The 21639-nt window shown below is 61.2% G+C and carries 19 protein-coding genes and 1 pseudogene; 11 read left to right on the forward strand and 9 right to left on the reverse strand.

The features are described 5' to 3' along the window. The first annotated feature begins 1015 nt into the window (after positions 1 to 1015). From VSR82_RS34130 to VSR82_RS34170, 9 genes and pseudogenes are all read left to right on the forward strand, one after another. A complete protein-coding gene (locus tag VSR82_RS34130; protein ID WP_429462771.1) occupies positions 1016 to 1957 on the forward strand; it encodes an ABC transporter substrate-binding protein in 942 nt (313 codons plus the stop codon). Between the two features lie 76 nt (positions 1958 to 2033). Further along, positions 2034 to 3578, forward strand: a complete 1545-nt coding sequence (locus VSR82_RS34135; protein ID WP_368584280.1) for a sugar ABC transporter ATP-binding protein — start codon at positions 2034 to 2036, stop codon at positions 3576 to 3578. Continuing rightward, positions 3571 to 4611: an ABC transporter permease subunit gene (locus VSR82_RS34140; RefSeq protein WP_429462772.1), complete on the forward strand. Its 1041-nt coding sequence runs from the start codon at positions 3571 to 3573 to the stop codon at positions 4609 to 4611. The genes VSR82_RS34135 and VSR82_RS34140 overlap by 8 nt, the downstream gene beginning before the upstream one ends. 1 nt (position 4612) lies before the next feature. Further along, positions 4613 to 6331: a ribulokinase gene (locus VSR82_RS34145; RefSeq protein ID WP_498858481.1), complete on the forward strand. Its 1719-nt coding sequence runs from the start codon at positions 4613 to 4615 to the stop codon at positions 6329 to 6331. After that, positions 6316 to 7035: an L-ribulose-5-phosphate 4-epimerase gene (locus VSR82_RS34150; protein ID WP_368584282.1), complete on the forward strand. Its 720-nt coding sequence runs from the start codon at positions 6316 to 6318 to the stop codon at positions 7033 to 7035. Before VSR82_RS34145 ends, VSR82_RS34150 begins: the two co-directional genes overlap by 16 nt. Positions 7036 to 7091: 56 nt before the next feature. After that, positions 7092 to 7892 carry a DeoR/GlpR family DNA-binding transcription regulator gene (locus tag VSR82_RS34155; RefSeq protein WP_368584283.1) on the forward strand — a complete coding sequence of 267 codons (801 nt, stop codon included), beginning with the start codon at positions 7092 to 7094 and terminating at the stop codon, positions 7890 to 7892. A 19-nt stretch (positions 7893 to 7911) separates the two neighbouring features. Then, entirely contained in the window at positions 7912 to 8583 is a 672-nt protein-coding gene (locus VSR82_RS34160; RefSeq protein WP_429462774.1) for an HAD-IA family hydrolase, read from the forward strand. Positions 8584 to 8731: 148 nt separating this feature from the next. Beyond that, positions 8732 to 9673 carry a ribokinase gene (locus VSR82_RS34165; RefSeq protein ID WP_368584285.1) on the forward strand — a complete coding sequence of 314 codons (942 nt, stop codon included), beginning with the start codon at positions 8732 to 8734 and terminating at the stop codon, positions 9671 to 9673. 178 nt (positions 9674 to 9851) lie between these two features. After that, positions 9852 to 10055, forward strand: a pseudogene (locus VSR82_RS34170) (PLP-dependent aminotransferase family protein); the annotation flags it as partial. Between the two features lie 41 nt (positions 10056 to 10096). Here the strand turns inward: VSR82_RS34170 and VSR82_RS34175 are convergent. The 7 genes from VSR82_RS34175 to VSR82_RS34205 all read right to left on the reverse strand — a co-directional run bounded on the left by VSR82_RS34175 (position 10097) and on the right by VSR82_RS34205 (position 16784). Further along, positions 10097 to 10897, reverse strand: a complete 801-nt coding sequence (locus tag VSR82_RS34175) for a hypothetical protein (RefSeq protein ID WP_368584286.1) — start codon at positions 10895 to 10897, stop codon at positions 10097 to 10099. Positions 10898 to 11087: 190 nt separating this feature from the next. Continuing rightward, positions 11088 to 12158: an ABC transporter ATP-binding protein gene (locus VSR82_RS34180; RefSeq protein ID WP_429462775.1), complete on the reverse strand. Its 1071-nt coding sequence runs from the start codon at positions 12156 to 12158 to the stop codon at positions 11088 to 11090. A gap of 32 nt (positions 12159 to 12190) precedes the next feature. Next, entirely contained in the window at positions 12191 to 13120 is a 930-nt protein-coding gene (locus VSR82_RS34185; RefSeq protein WP_429462776.1) for a carbohydrate ABC transporter permease, read from the reverse strand. After that, a complete protein-coding gene (locus VSR82_RS34190; RefSeq protein WP_429462777.1) occupies positions 13107 to 14018 on the reverse strand; it encodes a carbohydrate ABC transporter permease in 912 nt (303 codons plus the stop codon). Before VSR82_RS34190 ends, VSR82_RS34185 begins: the two co-directional genes overlap by 14 nt. A gap of 10 nt (positions 14019 to 14028) precedes the next feature. Next, entirely contained in the window at positions 14029 to 15360 is a 1332-nt protein-coding gene (locus VSR82_RS34195; RefSeq protein ID WP_429462778.1) for an ABC transporter substrate-binding protein, read from the reverse strand. 37 nt (positions 15361 to 15397) lie between these two features. Next, positions 15398 to 16381 (reverse strand): TauD/TfdA dioxygenase family protein, encoded by a 984-nt coding sequence (locus VSR82_RS34200; protein WP_429462779.1) that lies wholly within the window; start codon positions 16379 to 16381, stop codon positions 15398 to 15400. Further along, entirely contained in the window at positions 16341 to 16784 is a 444-nt protein-coding gene (locus tag VSR82_RS34205; RefSeq protein ID WP_429462780.1) for a hypothetical protein, read from the reverse strand. Before VSR82_RS34205 ends, VSR82_RS34200 begins: the two co-directional genes overlap by 41 nt. Before the next feature lie 422 nt (positions 16785 to 17206). Here VSR82_RS34205 and VSR82_RS34210 point away from each other — a divergent pair, with 422 nt between their 5' ends. Next, positions 17207 to 18724 (forward strand): MmgE/PrpD family protein, encoded by a 1518-nt coding sequence (locus VSR82_RS34210; protein WP_429462781.1) that lies wholly within the window; start codon positions 17207 to 17209, stop codon positions 18722 to 18724. A 67-nt stretch (positions 18725 to 18791) separates the two neighbouring features. Here the strand turns inward: VSR82_RS34210 and VSR82_RS34215 are convergent, their stop codons facing one another. Together VSR82_RS34215 and VSR82_RS34220 are read right to left on the reverse strand one after the other, a co-directional pair. Next, positions 18792 to 19403: a LysE family translocator gene (locus VSR82_RS34215; protein WP_429462782.1), complete on the reverse strand. Its 612-nt coding sequence runs from the start codon at positions 19401 to 19403 to the stop codon at positions 18792 to 18794. A gap of 182 nt (positions 19404 to 19585) precedes the next feature. Then, a complete protein-coding gene (locus VSR82_RS34220) occupies positions 19586 to 20395 on the reverse strand; it encodes an AraC family transcriptional regulator (RefSeq protein WP_429462783.1) in 810 nt (269 codons plus the stop codon). Between the two features lie 160 nt (positions 20396 to 20555). Between VSR82_RS34220 and VSR82_RS34225 the strand changes: the two genes are divergently transcribed. Then, a partial coding sequence (locus VSR82_RS34225) for a protein kinase domain-containing protein (RefSeq protein ID WP_498858482.1) occupies positions 20556 to 21639 on the forward strand: 1084 nt, incomplete at its 3' end.

Raw genomic sequence — 21639 nt, forward strand, 5'->3', positions numbered from 1 at the left:
TACAAGACAGTTATCTGGCAATCGGTTGGGGCTAGCGGCATCGCTAAAGAGAGCGTTATTGGAAAGCCTTGGCGACTGGCGTCATAGTGCGATGAACGTAGACGGCCTTTGTCCAATTAGCCCTTTCAGCACCTACCGGCTGGATTCCGAACGTTCGCGTCCACCGACGAGTCATGTCTGGCGCGAACCAACAGATAATCAAAACAGCAAATATCTCGCAAAAAAGTATCGATTATCTGAAATCGAAAATGCAGTGCGCGTCTGCATATGAACCTACAAGGTATAACAAGTAAAAAATAGATCACTTGAAATATGCGTTCGTGACAAAAAACAGAAACTGATACCCGGCGAGTGCCGCAGCCCGACCGGCTTGCGCCTCCCATTCGGCAAGCCTGGCAGCGGCAGTTCAATCGACCCTGCGCGCCACGACCCAAAGTTTTAGAAAGCTTTCCATCCGCAAGTATCCGGTAACGTAGCGGAAATGAAAGTTGATGTAAGAAATAAAAAATGCGACCAAAAAGTTATTAGCGGATGCTACTGAAATTCGTCCCGGGTCGTTAGAGAAGCGTTGTTTGGCGGGTGGCTCCCTACCGCATACGCCATCCTCGCGTTGCCGTGTTTGAAATTTGTTGGTTTCATACATCTTGCTTTCACTTTCTTTCGAAAAAATAACGGACAGTTCTCGGTATTGTTCGGGTCCTCCCCTGTGTCGCTGAACTGAAACTGCATTCGTCGCGATATCGATTTATCGCCCGAAGTACTGGCACCCCATCGGCTTAACATCAGATGCAACGTCGACGCCGCGCAAGGTCCGTGTCCTCGGTGAATACCTGATCCTGTTCCGCGATGGCAGCGGCCGCGCCGGCCTAAGCCTTTCACACTGCAAAGCACAACATCTTCCCCCTTGCATGTTCGATGTTGGGTGATATAGTCATATTATGTTTGAATATGTTCCGTTCGAACAGAAATCAAACATAATGTCAGCCACAGACAATCGAAAACAAGGAGACATCGCATGAAGAAGACTGCTACGAGCCTGTTCGTGTGCGCGCTTTTCGGGCTTGCCGCAAGCGCTCACGCTGCCGACAAGCCGCTGCGTTCCGTCGGCGTGACCGTCGGCGACCTCGCGAATCCGTATTTCGTCGCGGTTGGACAAAGCGTCACGCGCGAAGCGCAGAAGATCAATCCGAACGCTCAGGTGACGGTCGTCTCGGCCAAATACGACCTGAACACCCAGGTGGGCCAGATCGACAATTTCATCGCCAACAAGGTCGACATGATCGTGCTGGGCGCGGCCGACTCGAAAGGCATCGGACCCGAGGTGCGCAAAGCGCAGAAGGCGGGCATCGTGGTGGTGGCGGTCGACGTGAGCGCGGACGGCGCCGACGCGGCGGTCATGTCCGACAACACGATGGCCGGCCAGCAGTCGTGCAAATACATCGCCGAGCAACTCAACGGCAAGGGCAGCCTCGTCATCGTCAACGGGCCACCTGTTTCGTCGATCATGGACCGGGTCACCGGCTGCAAGTCAGAGCTCGCCAAATACCCCGCTATCAAGATTCTGTCCGACAACCAGAACGCCGGCGGCAGCCGCGACGGCGGTCTGACTTCGATGTCGAATCTGCTCGCCGCATATCCGAAGATCGACGCCGTCTTCGGCGTCAACGATCCGACCGCGATCGGCGCCGAGCTCGCGATCAAGCAGGCGAAACGCTCGGACATCAAGCTGATTGGCGGCGTCGATGGAGGCCCGGACGGTGTCCAGGCGCTCAGGACCCCGCAGTCGCTATTCGTCGTTTCCCCGGCGCAGGACCCGAATGGTATGGCCGCGCAGGCCGTCGACGTCGGCTACGCGCTGATGAACGGCCGCCCTCCGAAAGACAAGGTCAAGCTGCTGCCGACCCCGCCAATCACGAAGGCGAACGTCGCGACGTATCAAGGCTGGATTCGCGACTAGCCGGCCAAGCATCGGGTCACGGCGAGCAGCCCGCGCGCAGCGAAGCGGCGCTCGCCTCGCGTTCTTGAGGATTACGATGACCACACCCGTCTTGCAGATGACCGGCGTCGACAAAACGTTCGGCGCAACGCGTGCGCTATCCGGCGTCAAACTGACCGTTCATCCCGGAGAAATCCACGCGCTGATGGGAGAAAACGGCGCGGGCAAAAGCACGCTCATGAAAATACTGTCCGGCGTCTACCAGCCGGACGCGGGCGAAATCCGCATCGAAGGCAAGCCGGTGCGGCTTGCCAATCCCGCGGCCAGCCGCGCGTTGGGAATCAGCCTCATTTATCAGGAACTTGCGGTCGCGCCGCACATGTCGGTCGCCGAGAACGTGTTTATGGGCAGCGAGCCGCGTTCGCGTTTCGGCCTCTCGGACCGAGCCGCGATGCTGCGGCAGACGCAGGATGTATTGCAGCAGCTCGGCGCCAGATTTCGAGCCTCCGACCGGGCGGGCTCGCTTTCGATCGCGGAGCAGCAGCAGGTCGAGATCGCGCGTGCGCTGATCCATCATGGCCGCGTATTGATCATGGACGAGCCGACCGCCGCGCTTTCGGACCGGGAGGCCGAACATCTGTTTTCCGTCGTGCGCAGGCTTCGCGATGAAGGGATGGCGATCATCTACATCAGCCATCGGATGGCCGAGGTTTATGCGTTGGCGGACCGGGTAACCGTGCTGCGCGACGGCAAGTACGTCGGCGAGCTCACCCGCGACGCGCTCGATTCGAAAAAGCTCGTGCAGATGATGGTGGGCCGCTCGCTCGACGACTTCTATCAGCACGAGCGACGCGCGACTACCGAACGCGAACCCGTGCTGCAAGTGAACGGCGTCGGAGGCGGCAAGATCATGCCCGCGACGTTCACGGTGAAGCGAGGCGAAGTGCTGGGTCTCGCGGGGCTCGTCGGCGCGGGCCGTACCGAGCTCGCGAGACTGATCTTCGGCGCGGACGAGAAGACATCGGGGACCGTGCAGATCGAAGGCAAAACGCTCGTTGTCGCGGATCCGCGCGCGGCGATGAAAGCCGGTCTCGCATACGTACCGGAAGACCGTAAGGCGCTCGGCCTCTTCCTGCAGCTCGGCGTGCGCGAGAACGCGGTTCTCAATGTCGCGAGCCGTCATACGCGCTTCGGCCTCGTCGATCACCGGGCCCTGCGAGCGCGCGCGAAAACCGCAGCCGCTCGACTCGGCGTGAAGACGCCGAATCTCGAGCTGCCGGTTGGGCGTCTCTCGGGCGGCAACCAGCAGAAGGTCCTGCTCGCGCGCTGGCTCGAGATCGGCCCGAAGGTGCTGATACTCGACGAGCCTACTCGCGGCGTCGACATCGGCGCGAAGAGCGAAATCTATCAGATCATCCACGCGCTGGCCGAATCGGGCGTCGGCGTGATCGTGATATCGAGCGAGCTGCTGGAAATCATCGGCGTCTGTGACCGTGTCCTCGTGATGCGCGAAGGCGCGATTACCGGAGAGCTCGCGGGCGAAGCGATCACCCAGGAAAACATCATGCGTCTGGCAACGGACACCGAGTCCGTCGCCGGGTCCCGTCATGAACGAGTGGAGGAACACATCAACCATGGCTGAATCAAGCGAAACCCCGGCTCGTACTCCAATACATACGGACGCGCCAGCACATGCGTCGCGCGCGCCGTTTTCCGCGCGCGCGCTGATGCAGCGTCTCGGCATGCTGCCGGTGCTGGTCGTGCTGTACGCGGTGTTCTACTTCCTCACCGTGCATTTCAGTGCCGATGGCACATCGAATTTCGCGACCGCCGACAACACGATGAATGTGCTGCGCCAGGTGGCGATCAACCTCGTGCTCGCCGCCGGCATGACGTTCGTGGTTCTCACGGCGGGCATCGATCTGTCCGTCGGCTCGATTCTGGCCGTGTCCGCCGTGCTTGGGATGCAGCTGTCGCTGATGGGCAGCCTGGCGGCGTGGTCCATCCCGGTGTTCGTCGCATCCGGTCTGGTGATGGGTGCGCTGAACGGTGTCATGGTCGCGTTTCTCGACATCAATCCGTTCGTGGTCACGCTCGGCACGATGACGGCGTTTCGCGGCGCGGCGTATCTGTTGTCGAACGGCACCACGGTACTGAACAACTCGATTCCGAGCTTCGAGTGGATCGGCAACGACGACTTTCTGCACGTGCCGTGGCTGATCTGGATCGCGGTTGCCGTCGTGCTCGTGTCGTGGGTGATTTTGCGCAAGACCGTACTAGGCATCCATATTTACTCGGTGGGCGGCAATTTGCAGGCCGCGCGGCTGACCGGCATCAGGGTGCGCGGCGTACTGCTGTTCGTCTATTCGATAAGCGGGCTTTTTTCCGGGCTCGCAGGCGCGATGTCGGCCAGCAAGCTCTACGCGGCGAGCGGCAACTGGGGCACGGGCTACGAACTGGACGCGATCGCCGCGGTCGTGCTGGGCGGCACGAGCCTCATGGGCGGCGTCGGCACGATCTGGGGCACGGTCGTGGGTGCCTTGATCATCGGCGTGATGAACAACGGACTCACCATTCTCGGGCTGTCCTCGTTCTGGCAATACGTGGCCAAAGGCGTGGTGATCGTCCTCGCCGTGATTCTCGACAAGTGGCGGCAGAAGGGGGCGGTGAACTGACATGATCCATCCGGACCAGCAAAGATTCGTCATCGGTGTCGACTTTGGTACCGACTCATGCCGCAGTCTCGTCGTCGATGCTGCCACAGGCGAGCAACGCGGCAGCGCAGTCGCCTTCTACCGCAGATGGAGCGAGGGACGCTACTGCGACCCCGATCATGGGGTCTATCGGCAACATCCGCTCGACTACATCGAGGCGATGACGCAGGCCGTGCGCGGGTCGCTCGATGAGGCGGGCGATGCCGCGCGCAGGCTGATCGCTGGCATTTCGATAGCGACCACGGGTTCGACGTCGGTCGCGGTCGATGAGCACGGAACGCCACTGTCGCTGACGCCGGCGTTTCGCGACAATCCGAATGCGATGTTCGTGCTCTGGAAAGACCACACCGCCGTGCGCGAGGCGGAAGAGATCAACCGGCTCGCCCACGGGTGGGATGGCGAGGACTACACGCGCTTCGTCGGCGGTGTCTACTCCGCCGAGTGGTTCTGGTCGAACATGCTGCATGTGTTCCGTGTCGATCCGCAAGTTCGGGCCGCGACTTACAGCTGGGTCGAGCACTGCGACTGGATGCCGGCGCTGCTGAGCGGCACGACGCGCCCCGACCAGATGCGCCGCAGCCGCTGCGCGGCCGGGCACAAGGCCATGTGGCATCAGTCGTTCGACGGCTTGCCGAGCGAAGCGTTTCTGACCCGTCTCGATCCGCTGCTGGCTGGCGTGCGCGAGCGTCTGTATGACGACACTTTCACGGCGGATGTGCCGGCGGGGCATCTGACGCCCGAATGGTCTCAGGCGCTGGGACTGACGACCGACGTCGTCGTCGGCGTCGGCGCGTTCGATGCGCACATGGGCGCGGTCGGAGCCGGCGCTCGCGCGCACACGCTGGTGAAGGTGATGGGCACTTCGACGTGCGATGTCGTGGTCGTGCCGAACGAGGAAGTCGCCGGCAGCGTCGTGCGAGGCATCTGCGGCCAGGTCGACGGCTCGGTGATTCGAGGCATGACTGGACTCGAGGCCGGTCAGTCGGCCTTTGGCGACGTATATGCATGGTTTCGGCGCTTGCTGTCGTGGCCGCTGGGTCTGCTCGACGAAACCGATCTGAGCGGGCCGCAACGTGAGGCGCTCGCCGCGCGCATCCTGCCCGCTCTCGAACGCGCGGCCGCGGGCGAGGATCCGCAAACGACCGGCATCGTCGCCATCGACTGGTTGAACGGGCGCCGCACGCCGTTCGCCGACCAGCGGTTGCGGGGGGCGATCTTCGGGCTGTCGCTCGGCAGCGACGCTCCGAAGATTTATCGGGCGTTGATCGAAGCGACAGCGTTTGGCGCGCGAGCCATCGTCGAGCAGTTCCAGAACGAAGGCGTGCGGATCGACGACGTGATCGCTGTCGGCGGTGTGGCGCGGAAGTCTCCGCTGAACATGCAGATCGCAGCCGACGTGTTCGGCAAGGAAATTCGCGTGACCGCAGCCGACCAGGCCGTGGCGCTAGGCGCAGCGATGTTCGCCGCCGTGGCGGCCGGCCTGCACGAGACGGCGGAACAGGCGCAGATCGAGATGGGGGCCGGCTTCGAGCATGTCTACCGGCCGAGCGCGAAAGGCCGTGAGGCTTACGAGCAACTGTACCGCACGTACCAGTCGTATGGCGCGCTCGTCGAGCGTGCCATGCGCGATCGATTACATCCCGTATCGGAAACCGAAGACACATCATGTTCACTGAGCTGAAACGCGAGGCTTACGAGGCGAATCTCGAGATCCCGAAGCAGGGTCTCGCCATCTACACGTTCGGCAACGTCAGCGCGTTCGATGCGAGCCGTGGCGTGTTCGCGATCAAGCCCAGCGGTGTCCCCTACGAAGAGCTTCGTGCAGATGCGATGGTCGTCGTCGACCTCGAAGGGCGCGTCGTGGAAGGTACCGGAAGACCGTCTTCGGATACGAATACGCATGCGGTGCTGTACCGGGAATTCGAGGGTATCGGCGGGATCTGCCACTCCCATTCGATGTATGCGGTCGCCTGGGCGCAGGCCTGTCGTGAGATCCCCGTGTTCGGAACGACGCACGCCGACCACCTGACCGAGCCCATCCCGGTGACGGAACCGATGAGCGACGAGGCCATCGAGCGCGATTACGAAGTCGAGACAGGCCGCCAGATCGTTGAGCGGCTGCGCGGCGCGAATCCTCGCGAAGTCGAAATGGTGATCGTGGCCTGTCATGGGCCGTTCACATGGGGCAAGTCGGCGCAGAAGGCCGTCTATAACAGCCGCGTGCTCGAAGAAATTGCACAGATGGCCTACCTGACCCGAACCATCAATCCGGTGACGCCGCCGATCAAGGAAACACTGATCCGCAAGCACTATCTGCGCAAGCATGGCGCCGGCGCATACTATGGACAGGCCAGAACGCCCGCCCCCGTGGAAGGACTAAAATAGCGGCTCGATCATTTGCACGGCGCGCTTTCATAGCGGCAACACGAACCGGGACTTTCATGCCCACGTCCGAAAAGAACACAACGGAAAGCGTACTGGCTGAACACCGTCGGGAACTGATCCTCGATGCGCTGGCACGAGGCGGTCAGTGCCGCGTGACTGATCTCGCGCAGCAATTCTCTTTGTCCACGATGACCGTGAGGCGCGACCTGCAGGTGCTCGAAGAACAGGGGCGGCTGCGTCGCGTGCACGGCGGCGCAGTGCTCGTCGATTCGGAAGTCGACTATCCGTTAAGGGCGCGCGAAGGGCAGACGCAGAAGCAACGCATCGGCCAGTGCGCAGCCGAGTTGATTCTGGACGGCATGGTCGTCTACCTCGACTCCGGCACGACAGCCATGGAACTCGCGCGCCGGATCCGCGACGGGCTGCCCGGCGTCAACCAGCTTTCCGTCGTCACGCACGGCATCAATCTGGCGATGGAACTGGCCGGTCACCCGGCCTACGACGTCCATCTCATAGGCGGTGAGCTTTATCGCAATGGGCTTGCGACCGTCGGTCCCGTCGCTATCGCCCAAGTCGGGCAACTTCACTTCGACCTGTTCTTCATGGGCGCTCGCGGCGTCGACCTCGAGGCCGGCTGGACCAATGCCAACCAGCTCGAAACACAACTCAAGCATGTAGCGATCGAACGCAGCCGACGCATTTGCGCGCTCGCCGACAGCACCAAGTGGGGCCAGCGAGGATTCGTGTCCATCGCGCCATTCGAGAAAGTTTCTGCCTGGGTTTGCGACGACGACCTGCCGGACGAGGCACGGTCGGCCGCCGCGAACATGGGCGTCGAACTGCTTATCGCCGGCTGACTCACCAATACTTCAGACAATGCATCGACAACCCGACTTTCTGCGCTGTACCTGCGTCCTGTTCGACATGGACGGCACCCTGCTCGATTCCCGCGCTCCGATGCACCGCGCGTACACGGAGTGGGCCGAGCGTTACGGACTCGATCCCGCCCTAGTCATCCGTGAAGCGCATGGACGCCGCACCATCGACACCTTGAGCGCGCTCGCGCCGGCAGGCGCCGACGTCGAAGCCGATACGCTCGCGCTGATGCGGCGCGAGCGCGAAGATGTCGACGGCATCCTCGCTATTCCGGGCGCGGCAGAACTGCTGAGGTCGCTGCCCCCGAATCGGTGGGCGGTGGTCACCTCCGCGGACAAGGCCCTCGCGAGCAGGCGCCTGCAGGCGGCTGGATTGCCGGTCCCGCCGTTTATCGTCAGCGCCGAAGACGTCGCGCGCGGCAAACCCGCGCCGGACGGCTTCGAGATGGCGGCTCGTCGCATGGGTCTCGAGGCGCGCGACGCGGTGGTGTTCGAAGATGCGCCTGCGGGCATCGCTGCCGGCATCGCCGCGGGCGCGAAGGTGGTCGCGGTCGCATGGGCGTCGTCCGCGGCGGGGCTCGGGGAAACACTGCGGGTGCACGACCTGACTGGCGTCACCGCGGCGACCGACGGCAGCGAGATCGTCTTGCAGGTATCCGCCCGGCTCGCCTGACAGCGAATCCTCGGTCCCTGAGCTCTGCTCTCATTTCGCAGCGGAAAGCGTTATCCTTCTCAGCGGTGTCACGGTCGAGCGACTGTGAACGGGTTCGAGCGCACCGGTCCGGTCGCGCCGCTGATGGATGATTTTTCGACATGACGACATGAGAGACGATCCGTTGCCGCGAATTGTCGTGGTCGGAAGCGTGAACATGGATTTCACGGTGTATGTGCCGCACCTGCCGCGCCCCGGCGAAACGCTGAGCGGCGAGCAGTTCATGGTCGCGCCTGGCGGCAAGGCAGGCAATCAGGCGATTGCCGCAGCGCGTCTCGGTGCGAACGTGTCGCTCATCGCCTGCGTCGGCGATGACGAATTCGGGCCGAGGCTGCGCGCGAGCCTCGAAACCGACCGCATCGACTGCGCCGGCGTTTCAGTGATTCCCGGCTGTGCGAGCGGCATTGCGATGGTCGTCGTCGATCCGAGCGGATGCAATTCGATCGTTACGGTCGAAGGAAGCAACGGCAAGCTCACGCCTGACTTGGCCGCTCGCCATCTGCAGGCCTGTCCGACGCCGCGGCTGATCCTCTGCGAACTGACGATGCCGATGTCGACAGTCGAACGAATCCTCGCCATGGCCAATGAGGCCAGCGTACCCGTGCTGCTCAATGCTTCACCGGTTCGAGGCGTGCTACCGGCGCATCTCCTGAAGCTCGTCGAGTATCTCGTCGTGAACGAGGTCGAAGCCGCTATTCTGTCCGGACAACCGCTCGACTCCGTCGAGGATGCGATGTCGGCGGCGCACGCGCTCCGGGCTGCCGGCGCACGAAACGTTCTGGTGACGCTGGGCGCGAAGGGCGCGGTCACATGCTTTGCGGGCGAGAACGAACCACGCATCGAGTTCCTTCCTGCGGAACCGGTCGTTGCGATCGACTCTACGGGAGCCGGCGACACGTTCGCCGGAGCGTTCGCGACGGCGATCGTCGCGGGAGCATCCGACACGAAAGCCGTGAAGTTCGCCCAATCTGCCGCAGCTATTTGCGTGACTCGAACCGGTGCCGCACCGTCGATACCATATCTGTGGGAACTGCCCAGCGCTTGCATCTAGTGATGCGACCAAGGCCATCGGTGACATATCGCTGTGCAACTTTTGGACAAAGGCAGTCAGGAATCCGCATTGGGAATTACTGGCATGGACAGTCTCACGCATCACTGGCTCGAACGGCTGACTGAAAGCCGAAAGCCGGCGTATCTCGTGATAGCGGGTCCGATCGAAGAGGATCTGGCGAGCGGACGTCCCCATCATCGAAGACGACGCATACGGATGGCTGCCATCGAACAAGCGTGTGGCACTTGCCACGCTCGCCCCCGAACTGACGTGGTACGTCACCGGCTTTTCCAAAACGCTGGGTGCGGGCTTGCGTGTCGCCTATCTGCGCGCGCCCACTGTGCGGCAGACACAATGTGTGGCCGGCGCGTTGCGCACCTCGCGTCGTCGTGCACTTCGCGTGCTTTTCCGCCAGGGCTCCCGCTAGACGAATCGCGCCGACCCGAGCACCCGGTAGTTAGGATTGGTACTGCCCGTCGGATTGCGGTGGCCGTGCCCGAACCACGCTTTGGGCGCATAGGCGGGGCGGTCGTATTCACAACTGCCGTAGGTCGCCCAGAAGAGTTCCCAGTGTGCGCCGTTCGCTCGGCCAAACACGATGGTGCCGCCGGTGAACTCGACGTTCGTGCGCGACTGCCCGAGCTTGCGGTTGACCTCGGCCATCGCGCCGGCGTTGTAGGCCGGCTTGGCCACGTTGCCGAGCGGCAGCAGGTTCAGCCCGAACGGAGCCGCCGCAAGGTGGCCGCGCGCGGTGTTGTACAGGTTATTCAGGTAAGCGGTGCAAGCCGGCAGTTCCAGCGTCGGCTGCAAGCCGCCCAGGTGACCGCCCGGCGCATTGGACTGGTTGTTCGCGTGGTAGACGACGATGGACCCCGGTACGCCATGCACGCGGTCGACGTAGACCATGCAGCCCGACAGGTTGGTCGTCAGAAACGACTGCGGCGCGCCTCCGCCGCCGGGCGGCGGGAGCACCATCGAAGTGATTTCGTCGGTCGCGAACGGCAGGAAATAGGTGTCACCGGCGGGCGCGGCCTGCGGATTCAGGCTCGTGAGTCCGGCAATGCCGACGCCAACATTCATCGCCGGATTCAGGTTGACCCGGCAGTTCGCCGCCGTGTAGTGGCGGTGCAAGCCGTTGACCAGCGGCACGAACGCCCCGCCATTGAAGTTACCGGTCGATACCGTGGTCGGGAGGGTCCGACAGTTGGCGACATTGATAGGCATTCCGGGTGGTCTCCAGTTCGCTGTGGCGCGTGGTTTGCACGACGATACGCGCAAGTTCTTTCCATCGTCAACACGCGACTGTCGGGAAACGGCCCGGGATGCGCTTCCTGCAGTTTGCGCAGCAGCGTGAAGGCCTTTAGCCTGGGGCCGTGGCGTAACAGCGGCAGCGAAGATCCTTGCCTCTTTACTCTTAGTTCAACCGCGCTCCGCTGTGCGCATCGAACAGATGTGTCCGCTCCCCGCGCGGGAGCAGATGGATTCGGTCCCCCGGCCGGGCATCGATACGCTCACGATACGCGACGATGAGATCCTGGCCGGCAAAACGCACCGCTATCTGCGTCTCCGACCCGGTCGGTTCCACTACCACCACTTCAGCCGGCAAGCCGCGTCCGCTTGCATCGAGCCGGAAGTCCTCAGGCCTCGCGCCATAAATCACGCGGGCTCCTTGCTCTGCGTTCGGCCTGGCCGCCAACGGCAATTGCAGGCCACCGTCCGTTACCACGTGTGCACCGTTGTTGAGGTCCAGGTGTCCGTGAATGAAATTCATCGACGGCGAGCCGATGAACCCCGCAACGAACGCATTGCGCGGCGTGTCATAAAGTTCAAGCGGCGTGCCCACCTGTTCGACCAATCCATCCTTGAGGACGACGATGCGGTCAGCCATCGTCATCGCTTCGACCTGATCGTGCGTTACGTAAATCGTGGTGGTGCGCAGGCGCTGATGCAAGGCCTTGATCTCCGTGCGCATCTTGACGCGCAGGCTCGCGTCGAGATTCGACAGAGGCTCGTCGAACAGGAATGCTTGCGGTTGACGCACGATCGCGCGGCCCATCGCGACGCGCTGTCTTTGTCCACCCGATAACTGGCGCGGCAGGCGTTCGAGCAGCGGAGTCAGTCCAAGGCTCTGCGCGACGTCGTTCACGCGTGCCGCCATCTCTGCCTTCGACGCGCCCTTTAATTGCAGAGAAAACGCAAGATTCTGCGCGACAGTCATATGCGGATAAAGCGCGTAATTCTGGAACACCATCGCGATGTTGCGATCTTTCGGCGCGACGTCGTTGATCGATTGATCGCCTAGCATGATGTCGCCTTCTGTGACCGACTCCAGTCCAGCGATCATCCGCAGCAACGTAGATTTTCCGCAGCCCGACGGACCGACGAGCGCCACGAATTCTCCTTCGGCGATTTCGACATCGATGCCGCGAATGGCCTCGGTATTGTCGTAGCGTTTGTGGACGTTGCGGATGCTGAGCGAAGACATAGCGCGTTGAATCCTTTATTTCGCAATTCTTTCTAGTCCTTCAGTCCGCCCGCGGTCAGGCCGCGCACCAGGTATGTACGGACGAGTACCGTGAACAGAACGACCGGCAGCATGACCAGCGTGCCGGCGGCGGCGACCTTGGTCCATTCCCAGCCTTCGTACTGGAGAAAATTCACGATCGCCACCGGCGCGGTGATCGCATTGGTCCGCGTGAGAATCAAGGCGTAGAAGAAGTCGTTCCACGAGAAGATGAAGCACAGCACGGCGGTGGCCGCGAGTCCAGGCGCTGCAAGCGGCAGCGTGACGCGCCAGAAGGCTTGCCAGATGCCGCAGCCGTCGATCTGTGCGGCTTCTTCGAGTGTGCGCGGCACGGCGTCGAAGAAGGTTTGCATCAGCCAGACGACAATCGCCAGATTGAATGTCAGATACACGATCACCAGTCCCGCGATAGTGTCCTGAAGTCCGAGCCACCGGTACGCGAGATAGAACGGAATCGTGAACGCGATCGGCGGCGCCATACGCGTGGTCAGAATCCATAGCGCGACCTGCTTGCGTGCGCGAAACTTCCAGCGTGTCAGCGTGTAAGCCGCCGGCACGCCGATCAGCAACGAAAGCAGCGTGGACAGCGTGCTGACGATGAGGCTGTTCACGAACGAGCCTACGAAGCTGCTATGAAAGAGGCCTCTGAAGGCATCGAGCGTCGGCTTGAAGAGCAGGCCGTCGTCGAAGATCGTGTCAGCGGGACGCAACGCCAGTTGCACGAGCCACAGGAACGGAAACAGCAGCACCAGCAGTAGCGCGACGACTACCGCGGCGCGTGCATGACGTTGCAACGCCGCGCCCAGCCGATACTTCCGCGTGCCCTTGCGGCGTCGGCGACCGACAGGTGACGTGTGTCCGTCTTTGCTCAGTCCAATTGCGCCGGGCAGATCGCGATTGATCGAAGTACTAGTCTGCGTCATGACTATTCCATCCGAGTTTGCCGACCAGCCAGCTCAGCAGGAAGACACCGACGAGGATGACCGTCGCGATCGCACTCCCGTAGCCCCAATAAGAGAAATTGAACGCCTCGATGAAGCTGTAGTAGTTGGTGACTTCTGTTACGGTGCCGGGACCGCCGTTGGTCAACACGTAGATCAATGGGAACGCCTTGAAGCTGTCGATGAGCCGGAACAATCCGCAGACCACCAGCACCGGACGCAGGTATGGCAGCATGATGTAGCGAAACAATTGCCAGCGCCCCGCGCCATCGAGGCTCGCCGCTTCGAGCGGATCGTCGGGAATCGTCTGCAATGTGGCCAGCACCATTAGCATCGTGAACGGGAACCATTGCCACGTGTCGGCGGCGGCGACTGCCCATAGCGCGGTCGACGGATTCGCGATCAACGAACTCACTGGATAACCGGCCGACTCCAGCGCACGATGCAGCGGGCTGATATCCGGCGAATAAAGGATCTTCCAGATCAGCGCGGCGACAATCGGCGGCAACACCATTGGAATCAGAAAGACGGTACGCACACCCCTGAGCAACGCCGACTTACCGTCGAGCAGCAGCGCAAGCCCGAGGCCGATGGCCAGCTGTGACGTTACGCTCGCCAGCGACAGCTTGAGCTGCGTGCGCACCGAATCCAGAAAACGCGTGTCGTGCAGCAGTTGCCGATAGTTCACGAGCGGATCGTCGAAGCGAAAACTCGCAACCGGGTTCGTGAGGCTCAGCGGAGTCAGACTGACGACGACGAGCACCACGGTTGGCACGAGCGTAACGGCCGCCAACGCGATCAACGACGGTGTCAGCCCCATCAGGAATGCGCGCCGCTGTTGCGACGCCCAGCTCGCCGAGGGATGTAATGGCGTGGACATGTCGTAGCCGTCAGATCTTGATGCCGGCCCGTCTCAGTTCCGCAATCGACGCCGCTTGCGCCTGCTGCATCGCCTGGCGTGCCGACAGCTGCTTCGTCGCGATGCGCGCGATCGCCGCGTTGAGCTGCTGATCGACCTGCGGATAGACCGCGACCGTGCGGTACTTCATATGACCGGATTTCGCCGCGAGATCGATGGATTGAAGTGAGAGCTCCGCAAGATCGTGACCATTGATCAGCTGCCGCGTGCGGAATTCCTTCGAGTCGATGTCCGAACGCCGCGCGGGCGATCCGTAACCGGCTGCGACGGTTCGCCGTGTGATCTGCTTCGACAGCGCCCACTGAATGAATGACCACGCCGCTTCCTTGTTCTTCGAGCCGGCGGGAATGCCCAGGCCATGCACCGCGACACCGGGAAAGCGTCCGGCCGGTCCCTTCGGCACGAGCCCGAAGCTCGCCGTCTTCACGGTCCTGCTCGCCGCGGGGTCGCCGAGTTGGGCGAGGTAGATCTGACCGGCATCCGCAAAATTCGTGCGGCCGAGCATCAGGGCCTGCGTGACCTGATCGGGCGTGTAGGTCACGCCACCGTCCGGGCCGAACTCGCTGATCAGGTTCGCGTAATACTCGGCGGCGGCGATCGCCTCAGGTGTGTCGAGCGTGGGAAACAGGTCGTCCGGCGGCGAGCGGAACACATTGCCACCGAATGCCTGCAGATACGGCACGAAGGTCCAGCCGTAGTGGCTGTCCGCGACGTAACCCGCGACGCGTTCTTTCTTGTTGACGGCCCTCAGCACCTTGACGAGATCGTCGGTCGTGTCGGGATACGCGTAGCCCGCTGCCTTCACGAGATCGAAGCGCGAAGAGCCGGACAACAGTGCTTCGGCATTCCAGGGGATGCCATATAGCTTGCCATCCTTGCCGGTTTCAGACGCAAGCGCGCCCGGCAGGAAATCCTTGACGTCCCAGTCCGTCGCGGTGAGCGCTGGATTCTTGATGAAGTCGTCGAGCGGGGTCAGCCAGCCCGAATTGATCCAGCGGCTGCTGTAGATGAACGTGACGTTCAGCACGTCATATGCGGAACCCCGCGTGGACAACTCGAGATCGGCGCGCTGGTTGTAGACCGGAAACGAAGGTGTGTCGAAGTTGACCTTCGCGCCGCTCGCTGCTTCGAATTCCGGCAACCATTGCTGAAGCAGTTTCGTGTATGCGGTGCTGAACACCGATACGTTGAGCGTCACACCGGCGTACTTCTTTGCGCCGGATTGCGCGCGAACCAGGCCCGGCAGCATCGCCGTTGCGCCGAGTACGGCGGCGGCCTGAAGCAGGCGTCGTCGTTGTGTCATGTGCGGAGAGTCTAGTATTGGTTATTGTCGAACCCGCTCAGGCGGCGGAAGCGGCCGGCTCGCGCGTGGTCTGCGGCGAGTCCACTTGCGTTGTACGTTCCGGCCGCCGCAGCGTGCGGCTATGACGCCCGTCGACGGAAACCGCGCGCTCACCCGCCACCGTCACGCGACGCACGAGGCGCTCCTGGGTGCCGTAATCGTTCACCGCGTAGTGTTGCGTTGCGCGGTTGTCCCAGATCGCCACATCGTTCTGACGCCACTGCCAGCGCACGGTGTTTTCGAGGCGGATCACGCGGTTTTGCAGGATCTCGAAGATTCGCGCGGACTCCGAACTCGACAACCCCACGATGCGTTTGATGAAGTGGCCCAACAGCAACGCCCTTTCGCCCGACACTGGATGCACGTGCACGATCGGATGCTCAGCCTCGTACACGGACGAAACGAACACGTTCTGGTGATGCGCGAGACGCGCCGCGGCGGACTGCGTGTCGGTTCCCGCGATACGCTCTGCACCGTAGTCGTAGTCGTTGGTGTGCACGGCCCACAGGGAGTCGGCGAGCCGTTTCAGATCGTCCGGCAGACGTTCGTAGGCGACGGCCGTGTTGGCCCACACCGTATCGCCGCCGTAAGCCGGAATCTTCACGCCGCGCAGAATGGAAATCTTCGGGAACGCATCGACGAAAGTGACGTCCGTGTGCCAGGAATCTGCACGGCCGCCACCTTTGGACGCATCCAGCTCGAACAGCGCCGTGCCTTCCGGCGACGGCACGGTCGGATGCGCGACGGTTTCGCCGAATCGGGCGCCGAACGCCTGGTGCGACACGTCGTCCAGATGCCCCTGATCGCGAAAGAACAGCACCTTGTACTTCACCAGCGCGCGATGGAGCGTGTCGATCACGGACTCGTCGAGCGCTGGGGAGAGCTTGAAATCCTGAACTTCTCCGCCAATCAATCCCGCCACACGCCGGATGCGCAGATTTTCAAATGAGGTGTCCAGATTCGATTGGGCAGAGGAACTCACGGATGGCACTCCTGTATGAACAGGCGACAAGTGTAAAAATCGGTATGCCACGCACAAAACAATAAATAGGAATATTCATTCCGTACTTGGCCTGATAAGCATTCGGCGGAACGAAAATGCCATGTTCGCGATACCTTCTGCGGCGAATGACATTTACAGTCAGTTTGGTCGAGCATGCAGGAGCTTGACCGGCTTTCATCCTCCTGCACAGCAATGGATGGCGGAGCGGGCCGTCCAGTGAGACATCCAGGCACGCATCGCCGAAGCGCCGGTTCGCAATTGCGCCAGGGTCCCGGCCAACCGCCGCAGGCCGCTTCATGCGGCTCAGATAACAAGCGCCGCCAGAGCGATCGCCCGACGCTCTGCGCTGCCAGACCTCGATATCACCGTGAAACCTGTTCAAGTACAAATCGTCGAACTGCCCTTCCGTCCGCCTGACACGCTCGCGAGTTCTGCCCAGTGCCGGGCGATCCTCCCGGCGCAGGTCGGGGATTTACCTATTTCCGTCCTTGGCCCGCAGGTGCAACATCGCAACCATATTGCATAACATTAATGTATATCAAATAGCCGTCTAAATACGCATATCAAAATGAAGACCGTGATTAGTCGGTGCGCACACCTGAAAATAGGTTGGATCGTGCGTTGATTGCAATTGCGAAAGTACAGATACCTGCGCTACCGCCTCTCTTCTTTAATCACTGAAAGTGGACGTTGCGGATGACATCAAGGCGGACGCACCGTTCACCGGCCCGGTCTGCCGGTGTCAAGTTATGACTCTGAAGATACAAGAACAATGGTTGACGCTAGTCCGTTTCAGGAAACTAAATGACCAAACTAAATCGCAGATCATTTATCCATACCTCAATTGCATCGGTCGGCGGGTTGATGCTGGCTCCCGCGTCCGCTTATGCTGATGCGACGGCGGCACAGAAGCCTCCAGCAAAAAGCCCCGCTGGTCCGGATGACATCGTTGCCCTTGCGGACTATTGTTTGCAGACCACCTATGACAACCTACCGAGCGCGGTAATTGCCATAACCAAGAATCAGATTCTGGACACAGTGGGTGCGGCTTTAGGGGGCACCAATGAGCCGGGAGCCAAAGAGATACGCGAGTTCACCATCGAGATGGCCGGTAAGCGCGAAGCCGCAATCTGGGGCACCGGTATTCAGGTTCCCGCCCAGGATGCTGCTCGCGTCAATGCAATCATGGCTGACGCTCTCGACTATGACGATACCTATGAGCGGTCTTTCATGCACCCCTCGGTCATCACGATTCCGGCCGCATTAGCCGTAACCGACATGCTCGGCAATGTCAGCGGCAGGGATCTAATTACGGCTACGGCATTGGGCGTGGACCTTGCCTGTCGATTGGCCAATTCGGCACAGCCTGGCGTCGACGCGTTCATTGTGGGCTGGCACAACACCAGTCTTTATGGTTATTTTGCTTCGACTTTTGTCGCAGGCAAGCTGATGGGGTTGACGCGTGATCAGCTGGTATCTGCACTGGGTATTGCATTTCATCAAGCTTCGGGTAATTCCCAAGCACATCTGGATGGTGCATTGACGAAGCGTATGGGCGCTGGCTTCGCTTCCTATGCCGGCGTAATGGCGGCGCGTCTATCTCAGCAGGGCGTCCAAGGAGCCAGGAATATTCTGGAAGGTCCCCGTGGCTTTTATTATCAGTTTCACGGGAATAAGTATTCGCGCGATCTCCTCTTCGAGGGACTGGGAAGTACTTTTGCCGCAACCGAGGTCTCGTTCAAACCATGGCCGTCGTGCCGTGGCAGTCATACGGCGGTGGATGCTGCGCTGACTATGTTTGCAGAGAACAAAATTGAAGCGCCTGATGTGGAAAGCATCACCATCTACAATGGCCCGGGCGAATATCTTCTTCTCGATTTTCCGCTTGGCAAAAAGCAGAATCTAACATCTGTCGTGGACGCCCAATTCAGCAATCCTTGGGTTGTGGCGTGCGCGTTGGTGGACCATAAGGTCGGATTCGAACATTTCACTACGGCGGCGATCAGCCGCCCTGATCTGCTGGCAATGGTCAAACGCATCAACACGGCGGAAGACAAAAGCCTGGCACGTCCGGGTGGCGGACCGGGTGCTACACGCCTTGACGTTTCTCTGAAAGATGGCCGCACGTTTACCAAAACGGTTGCATTTGCCAAAGGCGAACCGAAGAATCCAATGTCGCCCATCGAGTTCCGTCAAAAATTTCTCGATTGCACGAAAAAGGCGGGAATGAGTGGTGCGCAAGCCCAAGGGTTGATGGCCGATATTCAACAACTGGAGACCCTGCCAAAGGCCAAGATCTTGACCGCAGCTATGGCCTTGTAGCCGCGATCATCGAAGGATTATATGGGCGGATTTACTTGTCCGCCCACGCCGTGCCGGGATAGGAAGCCTACCGCTGCACCAAGGCAAGCTTGACCCCGACTCCGACGAACGCGGCTGCAAAGCTCCGGCGCATCCACTTGAGAACATCGGGGCGCGAAAGAATGCGGTCGCGGACCCTCGCCGCGAAGACGCCGTACGCCATGAACACGACGAACGTCATCGCCATGAAGACGAGTGATAGTTCCAGCATGCGAAGCGCAGGCTGGTTTTCGCCGCGATCGATGAATTGCGGCAGGAATGCGAAGAAGAAGATCGAGAGTTTAGGGTTGAGGATATTCACGAGGATCGCGTGCAAGATCACATCCCGGTCGGTGCGTGCGGGGCTGTCGAGCGTGATCTTCAACGGTCCTTTTTCCTCGAGTGTTTTCCATGCAATGAAGAGCAGATAGGCGACGCCCGCATATTTGATCGCTGAGAACGCGACAGCGCTCGCATGCAGGAGCGCCGCCAGACCGGTGATCGCCGCCAGCATGTGCGGCAGGATGCCGAACGTACAGCCCAATGCTGCGACGATTGCTGCACGCGCCCCGCGCGACAAACCAGCGCCCACTGTGACGAGTGCGCCGGTTCCGGGCGAAGCTACGACGATCAGCGACGTGACCAGAAATTCGATGCTCATGGCCTCTCCGTCGTGGATACGCAAAACCAGAGCATGCGTGCGACGCGCATTGGAATGTCGCGTTGAAAACAGCGGAAAAGGAAAAATAGCAAGATCGTGCCTCACACCGGAGAAAGAGATTGAGCCTCGATTCTCCGCGTCGGCAGTCCGACGGTCTTGAACAAAATTGCAGGCGTAGGCGGTCAGCCGACTCCGGCGGCGTACGCACCCGGTGTCATGCCGAAACTACGGACGAACAGCCGCGTCATATGGCTTTGATCGGAGAAACCGCTTTGCGCGGCAGCTTCGGCGAGCCGCGCGCCATGACGGATCAACTGGCGTGCGTGATGAATGCGGCGCTGCAGGATGTAGGCGTGGGGCGTGAGGCCGGTCGCTTTCGCGAAAGCGCGCAGGAACTGATAGCGGCTCAGCCCGGCTTCGTCCGCGAGTGCCGTGAGCGTCACCATAGCTAGGGGATCGTCATCGATCAAGGCGCGGGCCGAAGCGATTCCGGCTGGAATGCACCGGTGTGTGGCGGATGCGGGCTGGAGCAAGCCAGCTAGCACGAGCAGCAAGGTCTCGTCTGCCCTCAGTCCGTGCGTGTCTGCAATGTTGCCGGTCATTGCCCGAAAAAGTTGGGCGAATTGCGCTGCGATTCTTCGGTCACTGACTTTTGGTTGGCTGAACTCGCAAGTCGCTCCTTTGCGGCCTTCCGTAATGTCCGTGGCCAACTCGGCAACGATCGCGGGGTCGAGATACAGCATTCGCCATGAGCGCCCGCCGTCGCCGATCGGTGCCCCGTCATGCACTTCGCCAGGGTTGACAGTGATTACGTCACCCGCACTGGCTTCGACGAGACCACGGCCGCTCGTCGATTTCTGTGCGCCGCGCTCGATCAGACCCACACCAAACTGCTCATGGGTGTGCCGGCCGAAGACGAGCGTGGTGTCCGCTTCTACAGCTTCGATGCCACTTCTTTGGCAAATCAGCAGCCGAAATCTGGTGCGTTTCATTTCCCTCATGACCTCCGGGTCGCGTCGCACACACCCACGTTGCCAGTGCGAGAGTTGTACCTGCGACTATGTACACAAATAATGACGTCGCGACGGAGCGCACCTGTATACTTACAGAAAACCTGCATCCGCGGGAGTCGTCGATTTCTTCGCAGCACCGATGGATAACAAAGAAAAAAATGTTTTGTGGGACGGTGGCGATCGCGTCCTGTGGCGAGAAAAGTCCTCGGCAGCAGCCGGCCAGAATGTGCTGTTCGCGCGGCTTGCCGCTGAACAACCCATGCCCGCCAGTCTCGATCGGCTTGCCCACGAGTTGGCGCTAAAGGACGAGCTTGACAGTGCGTGGGCGGTGCGCCCGCTGAGGCTTGTGCGTGAGAACGGACAGGTCTCGTTGGCATTCGAAGATCCAGGTGGTGAACCACTCGTGCGTCTGCTCGGCACACCACTCGAGATCGGGTACTTCCTCGAAATCGCTTGCGGCATTGCGGCTGCGCTAGGCAAGCTTCATCAACGCGGCCTGGTCCATAAGGATCTGAAGCCCGCGCATATCCTCGTGCATTGCACCGATGGACAGCCGCGACTGACCGGCTTCGGCCTGGCCTCGCGCCTGCCACGCGAGCGCCAGGCGCCCGAGCCACCCGAAACCATCGCCGGAACACTTGCCTACATGGCGCCCGAGCAGACCGGCCGGATGAACCGCTCGATCGATTCGCGCAGCGATCTGTATGCGCTCGGCGTCACGTTCTATCAGATGCTGACAGGCGTCCTGCCGTTTGCCGCCACGGACGCGATGGAATGGGTGCACTGCCATATCGCCAGAACGCCATTGGCACCCAACGCGCGGATGGAAGCCATCCCCGCCGTCATCTCCCGCATCGTCATGAAGCTGCTCGCCAAGACCGCCGAGGAGCGTTATCAGACTGCCGCCGGTGTCGAGCATGATCTGCGGCGTTGCCTCGCGGACTGGCAGCGTCAAGGTCGCATCGACGACTTTCCGCTGGACGAGCACGGCACCCCCGACCGGCTGATGATCCCCGAGAAGCTTTACGGACGTGAGCGGGAAGTCGATACCCTGGTCACCACGTTCGACCGGATTCTCGGCAATGGCGTGCCCGAACTCGTGCTGGTTTCCGGTTATTCGGGCATCGGCAAATCGTCGGTGGTCAATGAACTGCACAAGATCCTCGTGCCGCCACGGGGATTGTTTGCGTCCGGCAAGTTCGACCAGTACAAGCGCGATATTC

This window comes from Burkholderia sp. JPY481 (genome assembly GCF_038900515.1).
Taxonomy (GTDB): Bacteria; Pseudomonadota; Gammaproteobacteria; order Burkholderiales; family Burkholderiaceae; genus Paraburkholderia; species Paraburkholderia youngii.

Bases quoted from the DNA above. Each gene is read 5' to 3' on its own strand.
- VSR82_RS34145 (WP_498858481.1), top strand. From the start codon at position 4,613: ATGATCCATCCGGACCAGCAAAGATTCGTCATCGGTGTCGACTTTGGT.
- VSR82_RS34220 (WP_429462783.1), bottom strand. From the start codon at position 20,395: ATGAAACGCACCAGATTTCGGCTGCTGATTTGCCAAAGAAGTGGCATC.
- VSR82_RS34150 (WP_368584282.1), top strand. From the start codon at position 6,316: ATGTTCACTGAGCTGAAACGCGAGGCTTACGAGGCGAATCTCGAGATC.
- VSR82_RS34185 (WP_429462776.1), bottom strand. From the start codon at position 13,120: ATGACGCAGACTAGTACTTCGATCAATCGCGATCTGCCCGGCGCAATT.
- VSR82_RS34190 (WP_429462777.1), bottom strand. From the start codon at position 14,018: ATGTCCACGCCATTACATCCCTCGGCGAGCTGGGCGTCGCAACAGCGG.
- VSR82_RS34130 (WP_429462771.1), top strand. From the start codon at position 1,016: ATGAAGAAGACTGCTACGAGCCTGTTCGTGTGCGCGCTTTTCGGGCTT.
- VSR82_RS34135 (WP_368584280.1), top strand. From the start codon at position 2,034: ATGACCACACCCGTCTTGCAGATGACCGGCGTCGACAAAACGTTCGGC.
- VSR82_RS34160 (WP_429462774.1), top strand. From the start codon at position 7,912: ATGCATCGACAACCCGACTTTCTGCGCTGTACCTGCGTCCTGTTCGAC.
- VSR82_RS34180 (WP_429462775.1), bottom strand. From the start codon at position 12,158: ATGTCTTCGCTCAGCATCCGCAACGTCCACAAACGCTACGACAATACC.
- VSR82_RS34140 (WP_429462772.1), top strand. From the start codon at position 3,571: ATGGCTGAATCAAGCGAAACCCCGGCTCGTACTCCAATACATACGGAC.
- VSR82_RS34165 (WP_368584285.1), top strand. From the start codon at position 8,732: ATGAGAGACGATCCGTTGCCGCGAATTGTCGTGGTCGGAAGCGTGAAC.
- VSR82_RS34215 (WP_429462782.1), bottom strand. From the start codon at position 19,403: ATGAGCATCGAATTTCTGGTCACGTCGCTGATCGTCGTAGCTTCGCCC.
- VSR82_RS34210 (WP_429462781.1), top strand. From the start codon at position 17,207: ATGACCAAACTAAATCGCAGATCATTTATCCATACCTCAATTGCATCG.
- VSR82_RS34175 (WP_368584286.1), bottom strand. From the start codon at position 10,897: ATGCCTATCAATGTCGCCAACTGTCGGACCCTCCCGACCACGGTATCG.
- VSR82_RS34155 (WP_368584283.1), top strand. From the start codon at position 7,092: ATGCCCACGTCCGAAAAGAACACAACGGAAAGCGTACTGGCTGAACAC.
- VSR82_RS34195 (WP_429462778.1), bottom strand. From the start codon at position 15,360: ATGACACAACGACGACGCCTGCTTCAGGCCGCCGCCGTACTCGGCGCA.